Consider the following 13,880-nt stretch of genomic DNA (forward strand, 5'->3'; position numbering starts at 1 on the left):
ATGACCGCCTCAATCTCAGATTTCCCGACCACCGGAACATACCGGCGTCCCGGGTACGGAGGAATTCTCGCCGCCGTCATCACCGAACTGACCTCGGTGCGCAGCCACCTGGTCTTCCTCGCGGCCGTGATACTGGTGATTCCGGCATTCTCGGTAGCGATACGGCTCGCCCAGAATGACGGGCCGCTGACTCTCCGCGACCTCACGGTCGGCACCGATCTGTCATTCCTCATCGCGGGCTTCGCCGCAGCGGCGATCATCGGGGGCACCTACCGGCACCACTCCATCGCCTGGATGTGGATGATGGACAACAGGAGAGGCCGGGGTACCGCCCTCCGTGTCGGGGTCGTGCTGATCGGTGCTCTCGCCGGGCTTGCGCTGGGACTGGCGCTCGCCTGCGGTGCCGTTCTCCTCATCGGAGACACCCTCCCCGCCGATGTCCCGGGTGAGCAGCTCCGGGAGTTCCGGTTCGACCTGATCAAGTTCGTCACCGCGGTTGTCCTCGCCGCGCTTCTCGCGGTGATCACCCGTTCCACGGTGCTCGCATCCCTGATCTTCGCCGCCGATGTCTTCGTCATCGAGGCGATGGTCTACGCTCTGCCCGTCCAGGCGCTCAAGGACGTCGGTTGGGTCCTGCCCTTCCTCTCGGGACAGATAGCCAACGGAAGCTCCATCCCGGGCATCACGGCCACGCCGCTCCAGGGTGGTGTCGCGTTGGCCTGCTGGGTGGTCGTTCTGGGGGCTATCGCGTGGTGGTCCGACACCAGACGCGCGATCCGCTGACCGGAGCCGGTACCGGGAGGCCGGGGTCCTCCCGGTACCGGCGAAACGAAGCCCGGTCACCGCGTGGAGTGCACGGGTGACCGGGCTTCAGAATCAGGAATTCCGGTTCAGATGGAGGTGCTCGGGACGATCAGGCCTTGACCGGACCGTCCCACTTCGCACCGTTCTCCCAGTAGCTCTGGATGTCCTCCAGCTTGCGGCCCTTCGTTTCGGGGGCGTAGCGGAACACCGCGATGAAGGCGACGAAGGCCAGTACACCGAAGATCCCGAAGACTCCGGCACCACCGACGGCCTCCAGCAGCGACGGGAAGAGCTGTGCGACGATCGCGTTGGCGATCAGGTCAGCGGTCAGCACCAGTGACGCACCGAGGGCGCGGTAACGGGTGGGGAACAGTTCGCCCGCGTAGACCCAGACGATGGCACCGAAGCCACCGGTGAAGCCCATCGTGAACAGGACGATACCGATGAATCCGAGGACCAGGAACGCGGTCGAGGAGTCCGCGCTCATGCGGTAGACCAGAACCAGCAGGATGTCGGCGAAGATCATGGTGCCGATGCCGCTGAGCAGGACCTTCCGGCGACCGAAGGAGTCGATGACGACCATGGAGACGAGGACTGCGGCCAGTCCGAAGGTCTGCACCACAGCGGGGAGGAGGAGCTGTTGGGCGGTTCCGTGGAAGCCCATCTGCTCGAAGATCCGGGGTGCGTAGTAGATGGTGGCGTTGATGCCGGTGATCTGGATGAAGAAGCCGAGGGCGATGGCGAAGATCGTGGCCCGGGAGATCGGTCCACGGAACATCTCGCCCAGACGTTTGAGGTCGTTTCCGCCACGGTTCTGGTTGACGGATTCGGATATGGACCGGAGCTCCTCCTCGGCTTCCTCCGGGGGATTGATGTTCAGCAGGACCGCCCGTGCTTCCGAGACCCGTCCCTTCAGGACGAGCCACTGCGGGGTCTCACTGATCTTCAACAGTGCGACGAACACGATGGCGGCCGGGATCGCGGCGGCGCCGAGCATCCAGCGCCAGCTCTCGAAGAAGGACAGGCCCCAGCCGACGAGGTATCCGACGATGATACCGAGGACCGTGGTCACCTGGTAGGCGGTCAGGAGACCGCCACGGATCCTGTTGGGGGAGGATTCCGCGATGAACACGGGAACGACGGTGATCGACAGGCCGATGGTCAGGCCGAGCAGTGCTCGGAGGAACACCAGGATGCCGGCGGTGGGGGCGAAGGCGCTCGCCACGGAGAACACCACGTATCCGGCTGCGACGATGAGCATCGTCTTCTTTCGGCCGATGGCGTTCGCGAGCGGGCCGCCGGCGACGGCTCCGAAGATCTGACCGATGACGACCGCGGTGGCCATGGTCGCCTGTCCGGTGGTGTCCAGACCGAAGTCTTTCTCGAGGTACAGCAGCGCGGCGGCGATGTTGGAGATGTCGTAGCCGTAGGTGATTCCGAGGGCCGCCGCGGTGAGCGCGATGGCGCGCCCGACCGGGGGAGCGGACTTGAGATCACTGATGAAGGACATGACTGGCCTTTCAGGGTTCGCTTGCGGGTAACCGCAGGAAGAAGTGGTGGGTGAAGCTTGATCAGGCTGCCGGCGATTGAAGAGCGCACGGGCATCGAATCCGGGTGGAGTCCGGCGTCGATGAACTCATCCGCCCACTGTCACCGGTTGAAGCGCCCGTTTCAGGGATCGGGGCGGGCGGTTTTCTAGGGGGATGGGTGGGTACCCGTGTCCGCCGACCTCGGACGGATCTCGCACCCGGAGGAATCGAAAGCCCTCAGCGCGGCGCCCCTGACCTGCGCATCTATGCCTAGCTTCGCGGATTCTATGCGCCCCGGTGCCGGGACCACCCCGAGGTATCTGGTCAACGCCTCCCGGATGGGGGCGAGCAGTTTCTCACCGCGGGCGACCATGCCGCCGCTGATGACGATCGGGATCGGGCCGAGGGTCGCGACGACCGGAGCGAGGAACCTGCCGAGTGTCTCGCAGGCGAAGTCCGTGATTTCGGTCGCCCTGCCGTCGCCCCGGTCCACAAGTTCGAAGACCTCCCGCGAGCCGGAGCCCTCGGGGACGAGACCGAGGCTGGCACCCCGCCGTCCGATACCGGCGGCGGAGCACACGTGCTCGAGCGGCACGAGGTCACCGTCGTACCCGGGTACGAGTACCTGGCCGATCTCACCGGCCCACTGCCAGGTGGTGGTGGGCTGATGGCCGCTGATCACGACCGAGGAGATGCCTGTTCCGATGGCGAGGAAGAAGAAATCGGGATAGGCCACGCCCCACCGGGATTCGGCGAAGGCACCACTGCGCACATCGTGTCCGAGAGTCACGGGACGGCGCAGGGCCTCCTCGAGCATCCCGGCGATGGGTTCGTTGCGCCAGCCGAGATTGGCCGAGAACACCGAGATACCGCGAACCTCGTCGATGATGCCCGGGATGTTGACGCCGACCGTGTCGACGAGGTCGACCCCGTTCGACCGTGCCCATCCCGTCAGTTCGGTCGCGGCTCCGGCGGCGGTGTCGGCGAGGCGCCGAGGGTCGGTGGGGGTCGGGATGTTGAGCTGATGGTGTGTGTCACCGGAGGGATCGACGACCGCGGCCTTGATCGCGGTGCCCCCGACATCGATTCCCAGTGCCCATGGTGTTCTTGTGTTCTCTTCGCGGGTTGTCGCTGACATTGTGGCTCCCGGGGTTGGGCTGAATCTATCTGCTGATTTCTGTGTGCCCATGTTGTCCCCGGCCACCGCAGCACATTCCGGGCGGCCGCCTGTTGATCATCCCGAAGAACATCAGGGCCATGCGCAAGAGTATTACCAACTGATTCCCTCTGGTGGCCATGCAGCGGAATTAAGGCCCTAGAACGGGGGTGGAGGTGGCGGTGAGCTGTGAAAACAGTGAATGTGAAGCATGGTGTGCTGATCGGTGGCTGTGATGGGCCGGGCGAATTGTTTGATTCTGCTGTGGTGCCACTGAACGGTCGTTCGGATGGCACGGGTCGCCCCGGGTGGGATGGGCGGATAGTTCTTGCACCCTGGACGGGTGGTTGCGTGATCGGCGGGGGTGGTCACACGACCAGCGTGAGAGACGATCTTCCGGTGACCTCGACGGTGAGCCCGGTGGTCCCGGCGACGTCCGCGACCTCGTCTATGCCGGTGCCGGGTCCGAGGTCGTGCCCGGTCAGTGCGAGTGACCGGGCGAGGATCCCCTTGTAGTGCTTGTTGAAATGGCTGACCACCTTCCGGGTTCCGTCCTCCCGCAGGGACTCCACACGGACGGTGATGGCCCCCGGGTGGGGGCCGAGGGCGAGATATGCGCCGGAACGCAGATCCACGACCGGCCCCTCTACCGGGGCCACACCCTTGAGGGCCGCGGTGATGTCTCCTCCCCACCGGGCCTTCATCGTCGGTGCTTTGGCGGTTCCGGGATCCGGGATCTTCGAGCCGGCCGAGAGCCGGTACCGGGGAATCTGGTCCGTGGCCCGGACGATCCCGAAGAGTGCCGATCCGACGGCGAGCCGGGACAGGGCGGCGGCATCCAGGGTGTCGGCGTCGAGGGCGTCGTAGAGCACACCGGTGTACCGCCGGATCGCGGGCATCGTCGGAGAGGTCCACAGCCGCCGGTTCGCGGCGATCTCACCACCCAGCTTCTCGCTGATCTTCAGGGCCTCGCGCATCGTCGCATCATCGAGCGCGAGCAGTGCCTCGGCGATCTCGTGGCGGACGGGGTTGAGCTCGGGGAACGACAGACGATCGAGGTCGAGTGGGGCGCCGTCGCCGCCGTCGGCCTTGGTCTCGGAAGGGGGCAGCACAATGAGCATGGTCACCACCCTAACCCGCGGGACCGGGCGGGTATATTGGCGCTCATGATCACACGCATGTCCACTCTGTTCCTGCGCACTCTGCGCGACGACCCGGCCGAGGCCGAGGTCCCCAGCCACAAGCTCCTGGTCCGCGCCGGGTACATCCGACGCGCGGCTCCCGGTGTGTACTCCTGGCTCCCGCTCGGCCTGCGCACGCTCCGGAAGATCGAGGGCATCGTCCGCGAGGAGATGGAGGCCATCGGCGGGCAGGAGATCTGTCTGCCCGCGCTGCTTCCCCGCGAACCCTACGAGCAGACCGGCCGGTGGACCGAGTACGGGGACAACCTGTTCCGGCTCAAGGACCGCAAGGGCGGTGATTACCTGCTCGGGCCGACGCACGAGGAGATGTTCACCGGGTTGGTCAAGGACATGTACTCCTCCTACAAGGATTTCCCCGCGGTCCTCTTCCAGATCCAGACGAAGTACCGCGACGAGGAGCGCCCGCGTGCGGGGATCCTCCGCGGGCGCGAGTTCACCATGAAGGACTCCTACTCCTTCGACATGGATGACGCGGGACTGGACGCCGCCTACCGGAGGCACCGCCAGGCGTACATCAACTCCTTCGACCGCATGGGCATCGAGTACGTCATCTGCGCCGCCACGTCCGGCGCGATGGGTGGATCGGCCTCCGAGGAGTTCCTCGCAGTCTGCGAGAACGGCGAGGACACCTTCGTCCGTGCCACGGAGGGCGACTACGCGGCGAACGCGGAAGCCGTGATCACTCCGCGGGCCGAGGAGAAGCCCATCGACGCTCAGCCGGCCGCGCTGGAGTACGACAGCCCCGACTGCGAGACCATCGACAAGCTGGTCGACTGGGCCAACGGCGCGGGAATCGACGTCGACGGCCGCGAGGTCACCGCCGCGGACACCCTGAAGTGCATCGTGGTGAAGATCACCCGCCCCGGTGAGGAACCGGAACTGACCGGCATTCTCGTTCCCGGCGACCGCGAGGTCGACATGAAGCGGCTGGAGGCATCCGTCGAGCCGGCCGCCGTGGAACTCGCGTCCGACAAGGATTTCGCCACCACCCCGTTCCTGGTCAAGGGGTACGTCGGTCCGCGTGGACTGGCCGCCAACGGGGTGCCGATTCTCGCCGATCCGCGGGTCGTCTCCGGGACGTCCTGGATCACGGGTGCCGACGCCGAGGGGCGCCACGTGGTCAACTGTGTCGCCGGCCGGGACTTCACCCCGGACGGTCACATCGAGGCCGCCGAGATCCGCGAGGGTGACCCCGCACCGGACGGCCAGGGCACACTGCGGCTCGCCCGGGGCATCGAGATCGGCCACATCTTCCAGCTCGGGCGGAAGTACTCCGAGGCCCTGGAGCTGCAGATCCTGGATGAGAACGGCAAGCGTTCCGTACCCACCATGGGATCCTACGGAATCGGCGTCTCCCGCCTGGTCGCGGTCATCGCCGAGCAGCGTTACGACGACAAGGGCCTGAACTGGCCGGTGTCGGTCGCCCCGTACCAGGTGCACGTAGTCGTGGCGAACAAGAACGCCGAGGCCGCCGAGGCCGCCGAGAAGCTCGCGGGTGAGCTCTCGGATTCCGGTGTCGAGGTGCTCTTCGACGACCGCCCGAAGGTGAGCCCCGGTGTGAAGTTCAAGGACTCCGAGCTGCTGGGCATGCCGTTCGTCGTCGTGCTCGGCCGCAGCTTCGCCGACGGCGTCGTGGAGCTGCGGATCCGGGAGACCGGTGAGATCCGGGAGGTTCCCGTGGCTGACATTCTCGATGAAGTCAGGAATCTTGTCTGACAACTAGAGAGCTGGCGGGGCTCAATCTGAAAAAACGGCGGAAGAATCTCTCTTCCGCCGTTTTCCTGTCTGACACGCGGGCGCTAGTGTTGAATTGAAGGGTGTCGCCACTGGGCGGCTCTTCCCACCGGTCTCCAACCGGTGATCAGGATCCCCGAGGAGAAAGGACGGCCCCCGCCATGGAGGTCATCATCCAGCCTGACGCCGAGTCAGTCGCGCGCGTCGCCGCCGACGTTTTCACCGACTACGCCCGTCGTGATTCCGCCACCCTGGGGCTGGCCACCGGCTCCACGCCGCTGGCCATGTACGGGGAACTCATCCGCAGGCACCGCGATGAAGGCCTGAGCTTCGCGCACTGTCGTGCCTTCCTCCTCGACGAGTACGTCGGACTGCCCCGCACCCACGAACAGAGCTACTACCGTTTCATCAGGGACAACTTCACCTCGCACATCGACATCCCCGACGGGGACGTCCACAGCCCCGACGGACTGGCCGATGATCCGACAGCGGCGGGTCTCGCCTACGACCGGGCGATCGCGGACGCCGGCGGAGTGGACGTCCAGCTTCTCGGGATCGGTACCGACGGACACATCGGGTTCAATGAGCCCGGTTCATCCCTCCGCTCACGGACCCGGTTGAAGACCCTCCATCCGCAGACGATCGCGGACAACGCCCGGTTCTTCGGTGACGACGAGAGCTTGGTCCCGCACCACGTACTCACCCAGGGGCTGGGGACCATCAGCGATGCGGGCCATCTGCTCCTGCTGGCCACCGGATCGGGCAAGGCCGACGCCGTGGCGGCGACGGTCGAGGGGCCGGTCTCCGCCCTGTGCCCGGCATCGATCCTCCAGTTCCACCGGCACGCGACCGTCATCGTCGACGAGGAGGCCGCGAGTCGACTGACCAACGCGGAGTACTACCGCTACGCGTTCGACAACAAACCCGACTGGCAGCGGATCTGACGGGTCCCGGGACCTGTCACCCGAGATCGAACAGGCCCTCAGCGGCCGGATCCGTTCCCGCAGCCGCCAGGACCGGTACCGACCGCAGCGCCGCGGTCGAACCCGCGAGGATGCACCACACGCGCCAGGTCGGCTGTTCAGCGGTCGCGGCGTCCGCCTGCCACATGAGTACGGAGTCGGTCTCGATGCGGACAGCTGTCGCGAGAGCGGACCCCGCATCGGCGGGGGCCCGGTCCTCAGGCATCCCGTAGCCGGCCGCAGGCAGGGGCAGGCGGGACTCCGGGATTCCGGACAACAGTTCCCGCAGCTGCGTCGCCAGTTCCCGGTGCCCCTCCACCGACCTTCCGATTGATGCCGCCACCTCGGGATCGGCCCACGACTGCGCGACCTCGAGGCCGTAGATCGCCGAGTACTGCCACTCCAAGGCCTTCAGAGCCGCTTCCAGGTCTGCCGGATCCGGTTCGAACTCCGCTTCGCCGACGAGATCTCCGACGGTCGACGACTCCGGCTCGGGCGTCGTCCCGGTGAGCACGGCGAGTTCGCCGTGCATGCGGGCCAGCTTCAGCACTGACTCCCGCGGCGCGGAGGCCGCTTCACGGGCGATCTGCTCCGCGGACTCAGGGAGAACGTCCGCGGATCCGGTTCCGGTCGGCACCGTTGCACCCGTAGCGGTGGGTACCGTGCAGGAATCGGGGACCGTCCCGTCCTCCAGGACGCCGCACAGCCGCCGGATCTCGGCGTCGAGGGCCTCTGCATGCCGTTCCCGTACCTCCGCACCCCGGGGGTCTGAACCGGAGAGCTCCGCCGCGTCCGCGTGCGCGTCGGCGGAGAGCGAGAACAGCGCCGGGTCGGCTTCCGGTTCCGGACTGATCGCACAGGCGGTGAGGACCCCGGCGAGAAACAGCGCGGTGACGGGGGTGATCGTGGTGCTGCGGAGGCTACGGCGTTTCACGGCGCATCAGTGTACCCGGGCGGGAGTCCGGGCACGGTAGGGTTGGCCGCATGGCATTTCCAACTGAACAGACCCTGACCGATCTGGTCGCACCCGTCGCGGAGGCGCACGCTCTCGATGTCGAGAGGGTCCGCGTGAATCGGGCCGGATCGAAGTCCTCCGTCACGGTCGCCCTCGACGGCGACGAGCGCCCCGATCTTGAACTCCTGGAGGACGTCTCCCGGGAGATCTCCGACGCATTCGACGCTGCAGAGGAACGCGGCGATGTCGAGTTCGGGGGGCAGGGCTACACGCTCGAGGTTGGAACACCTGGCGTCGACCACCCGCTGACCCATCCCCGGCACTGGCGTCGGAACCGTGGCCGCCTCGTCGCACTCACCAGGGACGGACAGACCGAGTTCGGGAGGGTCGGGGCGCTCGACGAGGCCGGTGACTCGGTCATCTTCATCCGCAGGCCGGAGAAGGGGCGCAGGGACGTCCGGATCGACGTCCTGCCGCTCGCGGAGATTGGAGCCGGTACGACCGCGGTGGTAGAAATTGAATTCTCACAACCGCCGGCGGCAGAAGCCGCACTGGCGGATCTCAGTTACGGAGACGCGCTGACCAAGCGGGAGGAAGACAAGTGAATATTGATGTTGCGGCACTGAGGAGCATCGAGAAGGAACGCGGTATCAGCGTCAACGACATGCTGACCACGATCGGCCGGGCGCTTCTGCAGGCGTATCACGCGCACTCCGGGGACACCGCCGGAGATAACACCCGGGCCCGGATCGACATCGACCCGGCCACCGGGTCCGTCGCCGTCATCGTCACCGAGTTCGACGATGAGGGAACGGTCGTCTCCGAGTTCGACGACACGCCGAACAACTTCGCCAGGGTGTCCGCCGGAGCCGTGCGCGAGGCGATCATCCGCCGTATGCGGGAAGCGGAGAACGAACGCGCCTTCGGGGAGTACGCGGAGTTCGAGGGAAAGGTCATCAGCGGTATCGTGCAGGCCGACGCGCGGGCGAACGAGCGCGGAATCGTGGTCGTGCGCCTCGGTACCGAGGTGGACGGTCAGGACGGTGTCCTGCTGCCGGCGGAGCAGATTCCGGGGGAGAAGCTGAAGCACGGTGACCGGGTGAAGTGCTACATCGTCGGGGTCACGAAAGGACAGCGGAACCTGCAGATCAACCTCTCTCGCACCCATCCTGAACTGGTCCGGCGCCTGTTCGAGCTGGAGGTGCCGGAGGTCGCCGACGGTTCGGTCGAGATCACCGGAATCGCCCGCGAGGCCGGGCACCGCTCCAAGATCGCCGTCCGCGCGACCGTCAAGGGGCTCAACGCCAAGGGTGCCTGCATCGGGCCGCGCGGCCAGCGGGTCTCCAACGTGATGGGTGAACTGGCCGGCGAGAAGCTCGACATCATCGACTACTCCGAGGATCCCGCCGAGTTCGTCGGAAACGCCCTCGCACCGTCGAAGGTCGTCCGCGTCGAGGTCATCGACCCCGACATGCAGGTCGCCCGGGTCACCGTGCCGGACTACCAGCTCTCCCTGGCCATCGGCAAGGAGGGGCAGAACGCGCGTCTCGCGGCCCGCCTCACCGGCTGGAAGATCGACATCCACTCGGACGCGGACACCGACGGACGCTGACAGACGGTCCGTCCGACCGACCCCGGCGAACCACATCAGTGTCGTTCAGCGGACTCCGTTCCGCTGATTCCGCCGGCTTCCCTCGTCACGGGGAAGCCGGCGGGTTCACATTTTCGGGTGTTTTCGCGTAGGCTTGTACAAGGCCCGTGCCGACGAATGCGCATGACCTCGGGATTTCTCGGCCGCACCTGTCTCCGTTGGGGGCTCGGCGGCCCGCGTATCCCGGGACACGGCATCGTCACCATCGGAGAATCATCATCCGAGGGAAGCGCGAGGCGACATCAACGTAAGTCGCGGTAGATGACCGGCTCCCCGTGGGGTGCCGGTCAGCTGCACGGAACACCGCCGGGACACACCGACGGTGACGAGAGCAACGAGGAGACGAATGCGGGTGACCGGAACCAGTGCCCAGGCACCGACCGGCATTCGCGTACGCACCTGTATAGCGACCCGTGACCGTAAAGCGGACACGCAGTTGCTGCGGATAGTCGTCGACCCTTCCCGATCCGATCGCCTCATCCCTGATCCGGCCCGCCGGAAACCGGGACGAGGTGCCTGGCTCACCCCGAGCCTCGAGGCACTGGAGCTGGCAGAGAAGAGGCGCGCGTTCAACCGCGCGCTACGGGTGTCCACCCCCGTGGACACCGAGGCGGTGCGAACCTGGTTACGGGAACGCTCCGCTGAACCACCTACCCCAGGAAAGACACGAACACTGATGAGCACACGATGAAGCATCAGCGATGAACGTCACACGCTACATCTTCAGGCGCTCGGAGAACCCGGCAGCCTGCTGATCTGAAGAACGCGCGGTCCGCCGGCCTTCGATCCGCCTGGAGCTAAACCTACAAGGAGAGAAGTGCCCGGAAAGCTACGTGTACATGAGCTCGCCAAGAAGCTCGGTATTACAAGCAAGGAACTGCTTGCCTCGCTCAAAGAGCAGGGTGAGTTCGTCAAGACAGCATCCTCGACCGTCGAATCACCGGTCGTGAAGAAGATGCAGGCCTACTACGCCGAGAAGGGGATAGGCGTCGAGAAGGACGGCGGTGACAAGCCCGCCGGCGACACCAGGACCTCCACCGGATCCAAGCCCGGTGCGAAGCCCGGTCCCGCGCCGAAGCCCGGCTCCGCCGCGGCGAAGCCCGCAGCGGACAAGCCGGCCCAACCGAAGTCTGTACCGACGCCGGCCGAAGCCGTCGGCAAGGCGAACGACGAGGCCCCGGCGGCCAAGAAGCCCTCTGCGCCGACCCCGGCCGATGCTGCCCCCGCGGCAGCCGGACCCACTCCGGCATCGGCCGCCCCGAAGAAGAGCGAACCGGAGAAGCCCAGGTCCGAGGGGCGCGCCCCGATGCCACGTCCCATGGCGAAGCCCGGCCCCAAGCCCGGTGCACGTGCACCGCGTGTCGCCAACAACCCCTTCTCCACCGGTACCGAACGCACCCAGCCCCGCCCCGGCGGCGGCCCGCGTCCGGGTGGTGGACCCCGTCCCGGTGGCCCGCGCCCCGGTGGTGCCCAGGGTGGGCGTCCCGGCGCCGCAGGCCCGCGTCCGGGTGGTGGGCCCCGTCCCGGTGGCCCGCGCCCCGGTGGTGCCCAGGGTGGGCGTCCCGGTACCGGATCCTCTCCAGAGCGTCAGGGCGGCGGACGCCGTCCCACTCCCGCGATGATGCCGGAACGCCCGAGTCCCGGTGCGATGCCGCAGAAGTCCGCCGGTGGCGGACGCTCCGGCGGTCCCGGCGGTCGTGGTCCCGGTGGTCCCGGCGGCTTCGGACGCGGCGGCGGTGGTCGCGGCGGACGGCGCGGTGGTACCGCGGGTGCCTTCGGGCGTCCCGGTGGTGCTCCGCGTCGTGGACGCAAGTCCAAGCGGCAGAAGCGCAACGAGTACGAGGCGATGCAGGCGCCGAACGTCGTCAGCGGTGTTCGCCTGCCGGACGGTCGCGGTGCCAAGCTGCGCCTCGCCCGTGGTGCCTCGCTCGCGGATTTCGCCGACAAGATCGACACCGATGCGTCGAGCCTGGTCCAGGTCCTGTTCAATCTCGGCGAGATGGTCACCGCGACCCAGTCCGTGTCGGACGAGATCCTGGTGCTGCTCGGCGAGGAGATGAACTTCAAGATCGAGGTCGTCTCCCCCGAGGACGAGGACCGGGAGCTGCTCGAGTCCTTCGACCTGCAGTTCGGTGAGGACGAGGGCGACGAGGAAGAGCTCGCCAAGCGTCCCCCGGTGGTCACCGTCATGGGTCACGTCGACCACGGTAAGACCCGGCTGCTCGACACGATCCGGAAGACCAACGTGGGCGGTGACGAGGCCGGCGGAATCACGCAGGGCATCGGTGCCTACCAGGTGACGGTCACCCTCGAGGATCAGCCGCGAACGCTGACCCTGCTGGACACCCCCGGTCACGAGGCGTTCACCGCCATGCGTGCCCGCGGTGCCAAGGCCACCGACATCGCGATCCTCGTGGTCGCGGCCGACGACGGCGTCATGCCGCAGACGGTCGAGGCGATCAACCACGCCAAGGCCGCCGACGTCCCCGTCGTCGTCGCGGTGAACAAGATCGACAAGGAGGGTGCGTCCCCGGAGAAGATCCGCGGCCAGCTCACCGAGTACGGTCTCGTTCCCGAGGAGTACGGCGGCGACACCCAGTTCGTCGACATCTCCGCGAAGCAGGGCACGAACATCGAGGCACTCCTCGAGGCCGTGCTGCTGACCGCCGATGCCGAACTCGAACTCGTCGCCAACCCCGACATGGACGCCCAGGGTGTCGCCATCGAGGCCCACCTCGACCGTGGCCGCGGACCCGTCGCCACCGTCATCGTCCACCGCGGTACCCTCCGCGTCGGCGACTCCATCGTGGCCGGTGACGCACACGGTCGTGTCCGTCGCATGGTCGACGAGTACGGCAACGACGTCGAGGAGGCCGGCCCGTCGCGGCCGGTCCAGGTGCAGGGACTCAACGCCGTCTGCGGCGCCGGGGACAACCTACTCGTGGTCGAGGACGACCGCATCGCCCGACAGATCGCCGACAAGCGGGCCGCCCGCAAGCGCAACGCGCTCGCCGCGCGGAGCCGCAAGCGCGTCTCGCTCGAGGATCTGGATGCGGTGCTCAAGGAGACCTCGACCCTCAACCTCATCCTCAAGGGCGACAACGCCGGCTCCGTCGAGGCGCTGGAGGAGGCCCTCCTCAAGATCGAGGTCGACGACGAGGTCCAGCTGAACATCATCGACCGTGGCGTCGGTGCGATCACGCAGACCAACGTCTCGCTGGCCGCCGCCTCCGACGCGGTGATCATCGGCTTCAATGTCCGCGCCGAAGGCAAGGCCACGGAAGAAGCGAACACCGAAGGTGTCGAGATCCGCTACTACTCGGTCATCTACCGGGTCATCGAGGAGATCGAGCAGGCCCTGAAGGGCATGCTGAAGCCCGTGTACGAGGAGAAGGAGATCGGCCGAGCCGAGATCCGCGCGCTGTTCAAGGCATCCGCCGTCGGCCTCATCGCCGGTTGCATGGTCGAATCGGGCAAGGTCCGCCGCAACGCGTCGGTCCGGCTCATCCGCGACGGCAACGTCGTCGCCGAGAAGGCCACGATCGTCTCACTGCGCCGCGAGAAGGACGACGCCACCGAGGTGTCCGCAGGCTACGAGTGCGGCATGGTGCTGTCCTACCCGGACATCTCCGTCGGTGACATCGTCGAGGCCTACGAGCAGGTCGAGGTCCCCCGCGACTAGTCGGTTGACACTCCTGAAGAGACACCCCGGCACGGGAAGCATCCCGTGCCGGGGTGTCTTCCGTTCGTCGTCCCCGCCTGCTCCCGACAGCTGCCTGCGGGTGTCCCGCACGCGGCCCCGTCGGATCGGCGGTCGAATCGACAGCGTGGGGTCGGCAACGGAGACGTCTGCTCGGGCGGGTAGGATCGGGCACCGTACATCCGCC

Annotated in this window: 10 protein-coding genes and 2 pseudogenes; 8 read left to right on the top strand and 4 right to left on the bottom strand. The window is 67.0% G+C overall.

What is annotated here, in order from left to right; genetic code table 11:
• A complete protein-coding gene (locus KRX55_RS10470; protein ID WP_218407677.1) occupies positions 1-783 on the top strand; it encodes a hypothetical protein in 783 nt (260 codons plus the stop codon).
• Between the two features lie 130 nt (positions 784-913).
• Here the strand turns inward: KRX55_RS10470 and KRX55_RS10475 are convergent, their stop codons facing one another.
• From KRX55_RS10475 to yaaA, 3 genes are all read right to left on the bottom strand, one after another.
• Complete coding sequence (locus KRX55_RS10475; protein WP_200257135.1) at positions 914-2,314, bottom strand: sugar porter family MFS transporter; 1,401 nt, start codon at positions 2,312-2,314, stop codon at positions 914-916.
• A 185-nt stretch (positions 2,315-2,499) separates the two neighbouring features.
• Positions 2,500-3,471 (bottom strand): ROK family protein, encoded by a 972-nt coding sequence (locus KRX55_RS10480; RefSeq protein WP_218407678.1) that lies wholly within the window; start codon positions 3,469-3,471, stop codon positions 2,500-2,502.
• Between the two features lie 386 nt (positions 3,472-3,857).
• Positions 3,858-4,610, bottom strand: a complete 753-nt coding sequence (gene yaaA, locus KRX55_RS10485) for a peroxide stress protein YaaA (protein WP_218407679.1) — start codon at positions 4,608-4,610, stop codon at positions 3,858-3,860.
• 45 nt (positions 4,611-4,655) lie between these two features.
• On the opposite strand from yaaA, the gene KRX55_RS10490 reads away from it, so the two are divergent.
• Both KRX55_RS10490 and nagB read left to right on the top strand, forming a co-directional pair.
• On the top strand, positions 4,656-6,407 hold the full coding sequence (locus KRX55_RS10490; protein WP_218407680.1) for a proline--tRNA ligase: 1,752 nt from the start codon (positions 4,656-4,658) through the stop codon (positions 6,405-6,407).
• A 179-nt stretch (positions 6,408-6,586) separates the two neighbouring features.
• The gene (gene nagB / locus KRX55_RS10495) at positions 6,587-7,369 is read left to right on the top strand and encodes a glucosamine-6-phosphate deaminase (protein WP_218407681.1); all 783 of its coding nucleotides are present in this window, start codon (positions 6,587-6,589) and stop codon (positions 7,367-7,369) included.
• Positions 7,370-7,385: 16 nt separating this feature from the next.
• Here the strand turns inward: nagB and KRX55_RS12095 are convergent, their stop codons facing one another.
• On the bottom strand, positions 7,386-8,321 hold the full coding sequence (locus KRX55_RS12095) for a DUF4439 domain-containing protein (RefSeq protein WP_218407682.1): 936 nt from the start codon (positions 8,319-8,321) through the stop codon (positions 7,386-7,388).
• Between the two features lie 50 nt (positions 8,322-8,371).
• Here KRX55_RS12095 and rimP point away from each other — a divergent pair, with 50 nt between their 5' ends.
• From rimP to infB, 5 genes and pseudogenes are all read left to right on the top strand, one after another.
• Positions 8,372-8,947: a ribosome maturation factor RimP gene (gene rimP / locus KRX55_RS10505; protein WP_218407683.1), complete on the top strand. Its 576-nt coding sequence runs from the start codon at positions 8,372-8,374 to the stop codon at positions 8,945-8,947.
• Positions 8,944-9,954, top strand: coding sequence for a transcription termination factor NusA (gene nusA, locus KRX55_RS10510; RefSeq protein WP_218407684.1), 1,011 nt, complete (start codon positions 8,944-8,946; stop codon positions 9,952-9,954). The genes rimP and nusA overlap by 4 nt, the downstream gene beginning before the upstream one ends.
• Positions 9,955-10,339: 385 nt before the next feature.
• The gene (locus KRX55_RS10515; protein WP_218407685.1) at positions 10,340-10,684 is read left to right on the top strand and encodes a YlxR family protein; all 345 of its coding nucleotides are present in this window, start codon (positions 10,340-10,342) and stop codon (positions 10,682-10,684) included.
• A 126-nt stretch (positions 10,685-10,810) separates the two neighbouring features.
• Positions 10,811-10,964, top strand: a pseudogene (locus tag KRX55_RS12100) (translation initiation factor IF-2 N-terminal domain-containing protein); the annotation flags it as partial.
• Between the two features lie 56 nt (positions 10,965-11,020).
• Positions 11,021-13,675, top strand: a pseudogene (gene infB / locus KRX55_RS10520) (translation initiation factor IF-2); the annotation flags it as partial.
• Between the last annotated feature and the right edge of the window lie 205 nt (positions 13,676-13,880).

It is taken from the genome of Corynebacterium sp. TAE3-ERU16, assembly GCF_019209935.1.
Classification (GTDB): domain Bacteria; phylum Actinomycetota; class Actinomycetes; order Mycobacteriales; family Mycobacteriaceae; genus Corynebacterium; species Corynebacterium antarcticum.

Bases quoted from the DNA above. Each gene is read 5' to 3' on its own strand.
- KRX55_RS10470 (WP_218407677.1), top strand. From the start codon at position 1: ATGACCGCCTCAATCTCAGATTTCCCGACCACCGGAACATACCGGCGT.
- KRX55_RS10475 (WP_200257135.1), bottom strand. From the start codon at position 2,314: ATGTCCTTCATCAGTGATCTCAAGTCCGCTCCCCCGGTCGGGCGCGCC.
- KRX55_RS10480 (WP_218407678.1), bottom strand. From the start codon at position 3,471: ATGTCAGCGACAACCCGCGAAGAGAACACAAGAACACCATGGGCACTG.
- yaaA (WP_218407679.1), bottom strand. From the start codon at position 4,610: ATGCTCATTGTGCTGCCCCCTTCCGAGACCAAGGCCGACGGCGGCGAC.
- KRX55_RS10490 (WP_218407680.1), top strand. From the start codon at position 4,656: ATGATCACACGCATGTCCACTCTGTTCCTGCGCACTCTGCGCGACGAC.
- nagB (WP_218407681.1), top strand. From the start codon at position 6,587: ATGGAGGTCATCATCCAGCCTGACGCCGAGTCAGTCGCGCGCGTCGCC.
- rimP (WP_218407683.1), top strand. From the start codon at position 8,372: ATGGCATTTCCAACTGAACAGACCCTGACCGATCTGGTCGCACCCGTC.
- KRX55_RS10515 (WP_218407685.1), top strand. From the start codon at position 10,340: ATGCGGGTGACCGGAACCAGTGCCCAGGCACCGACCGGCATTCGCGTA.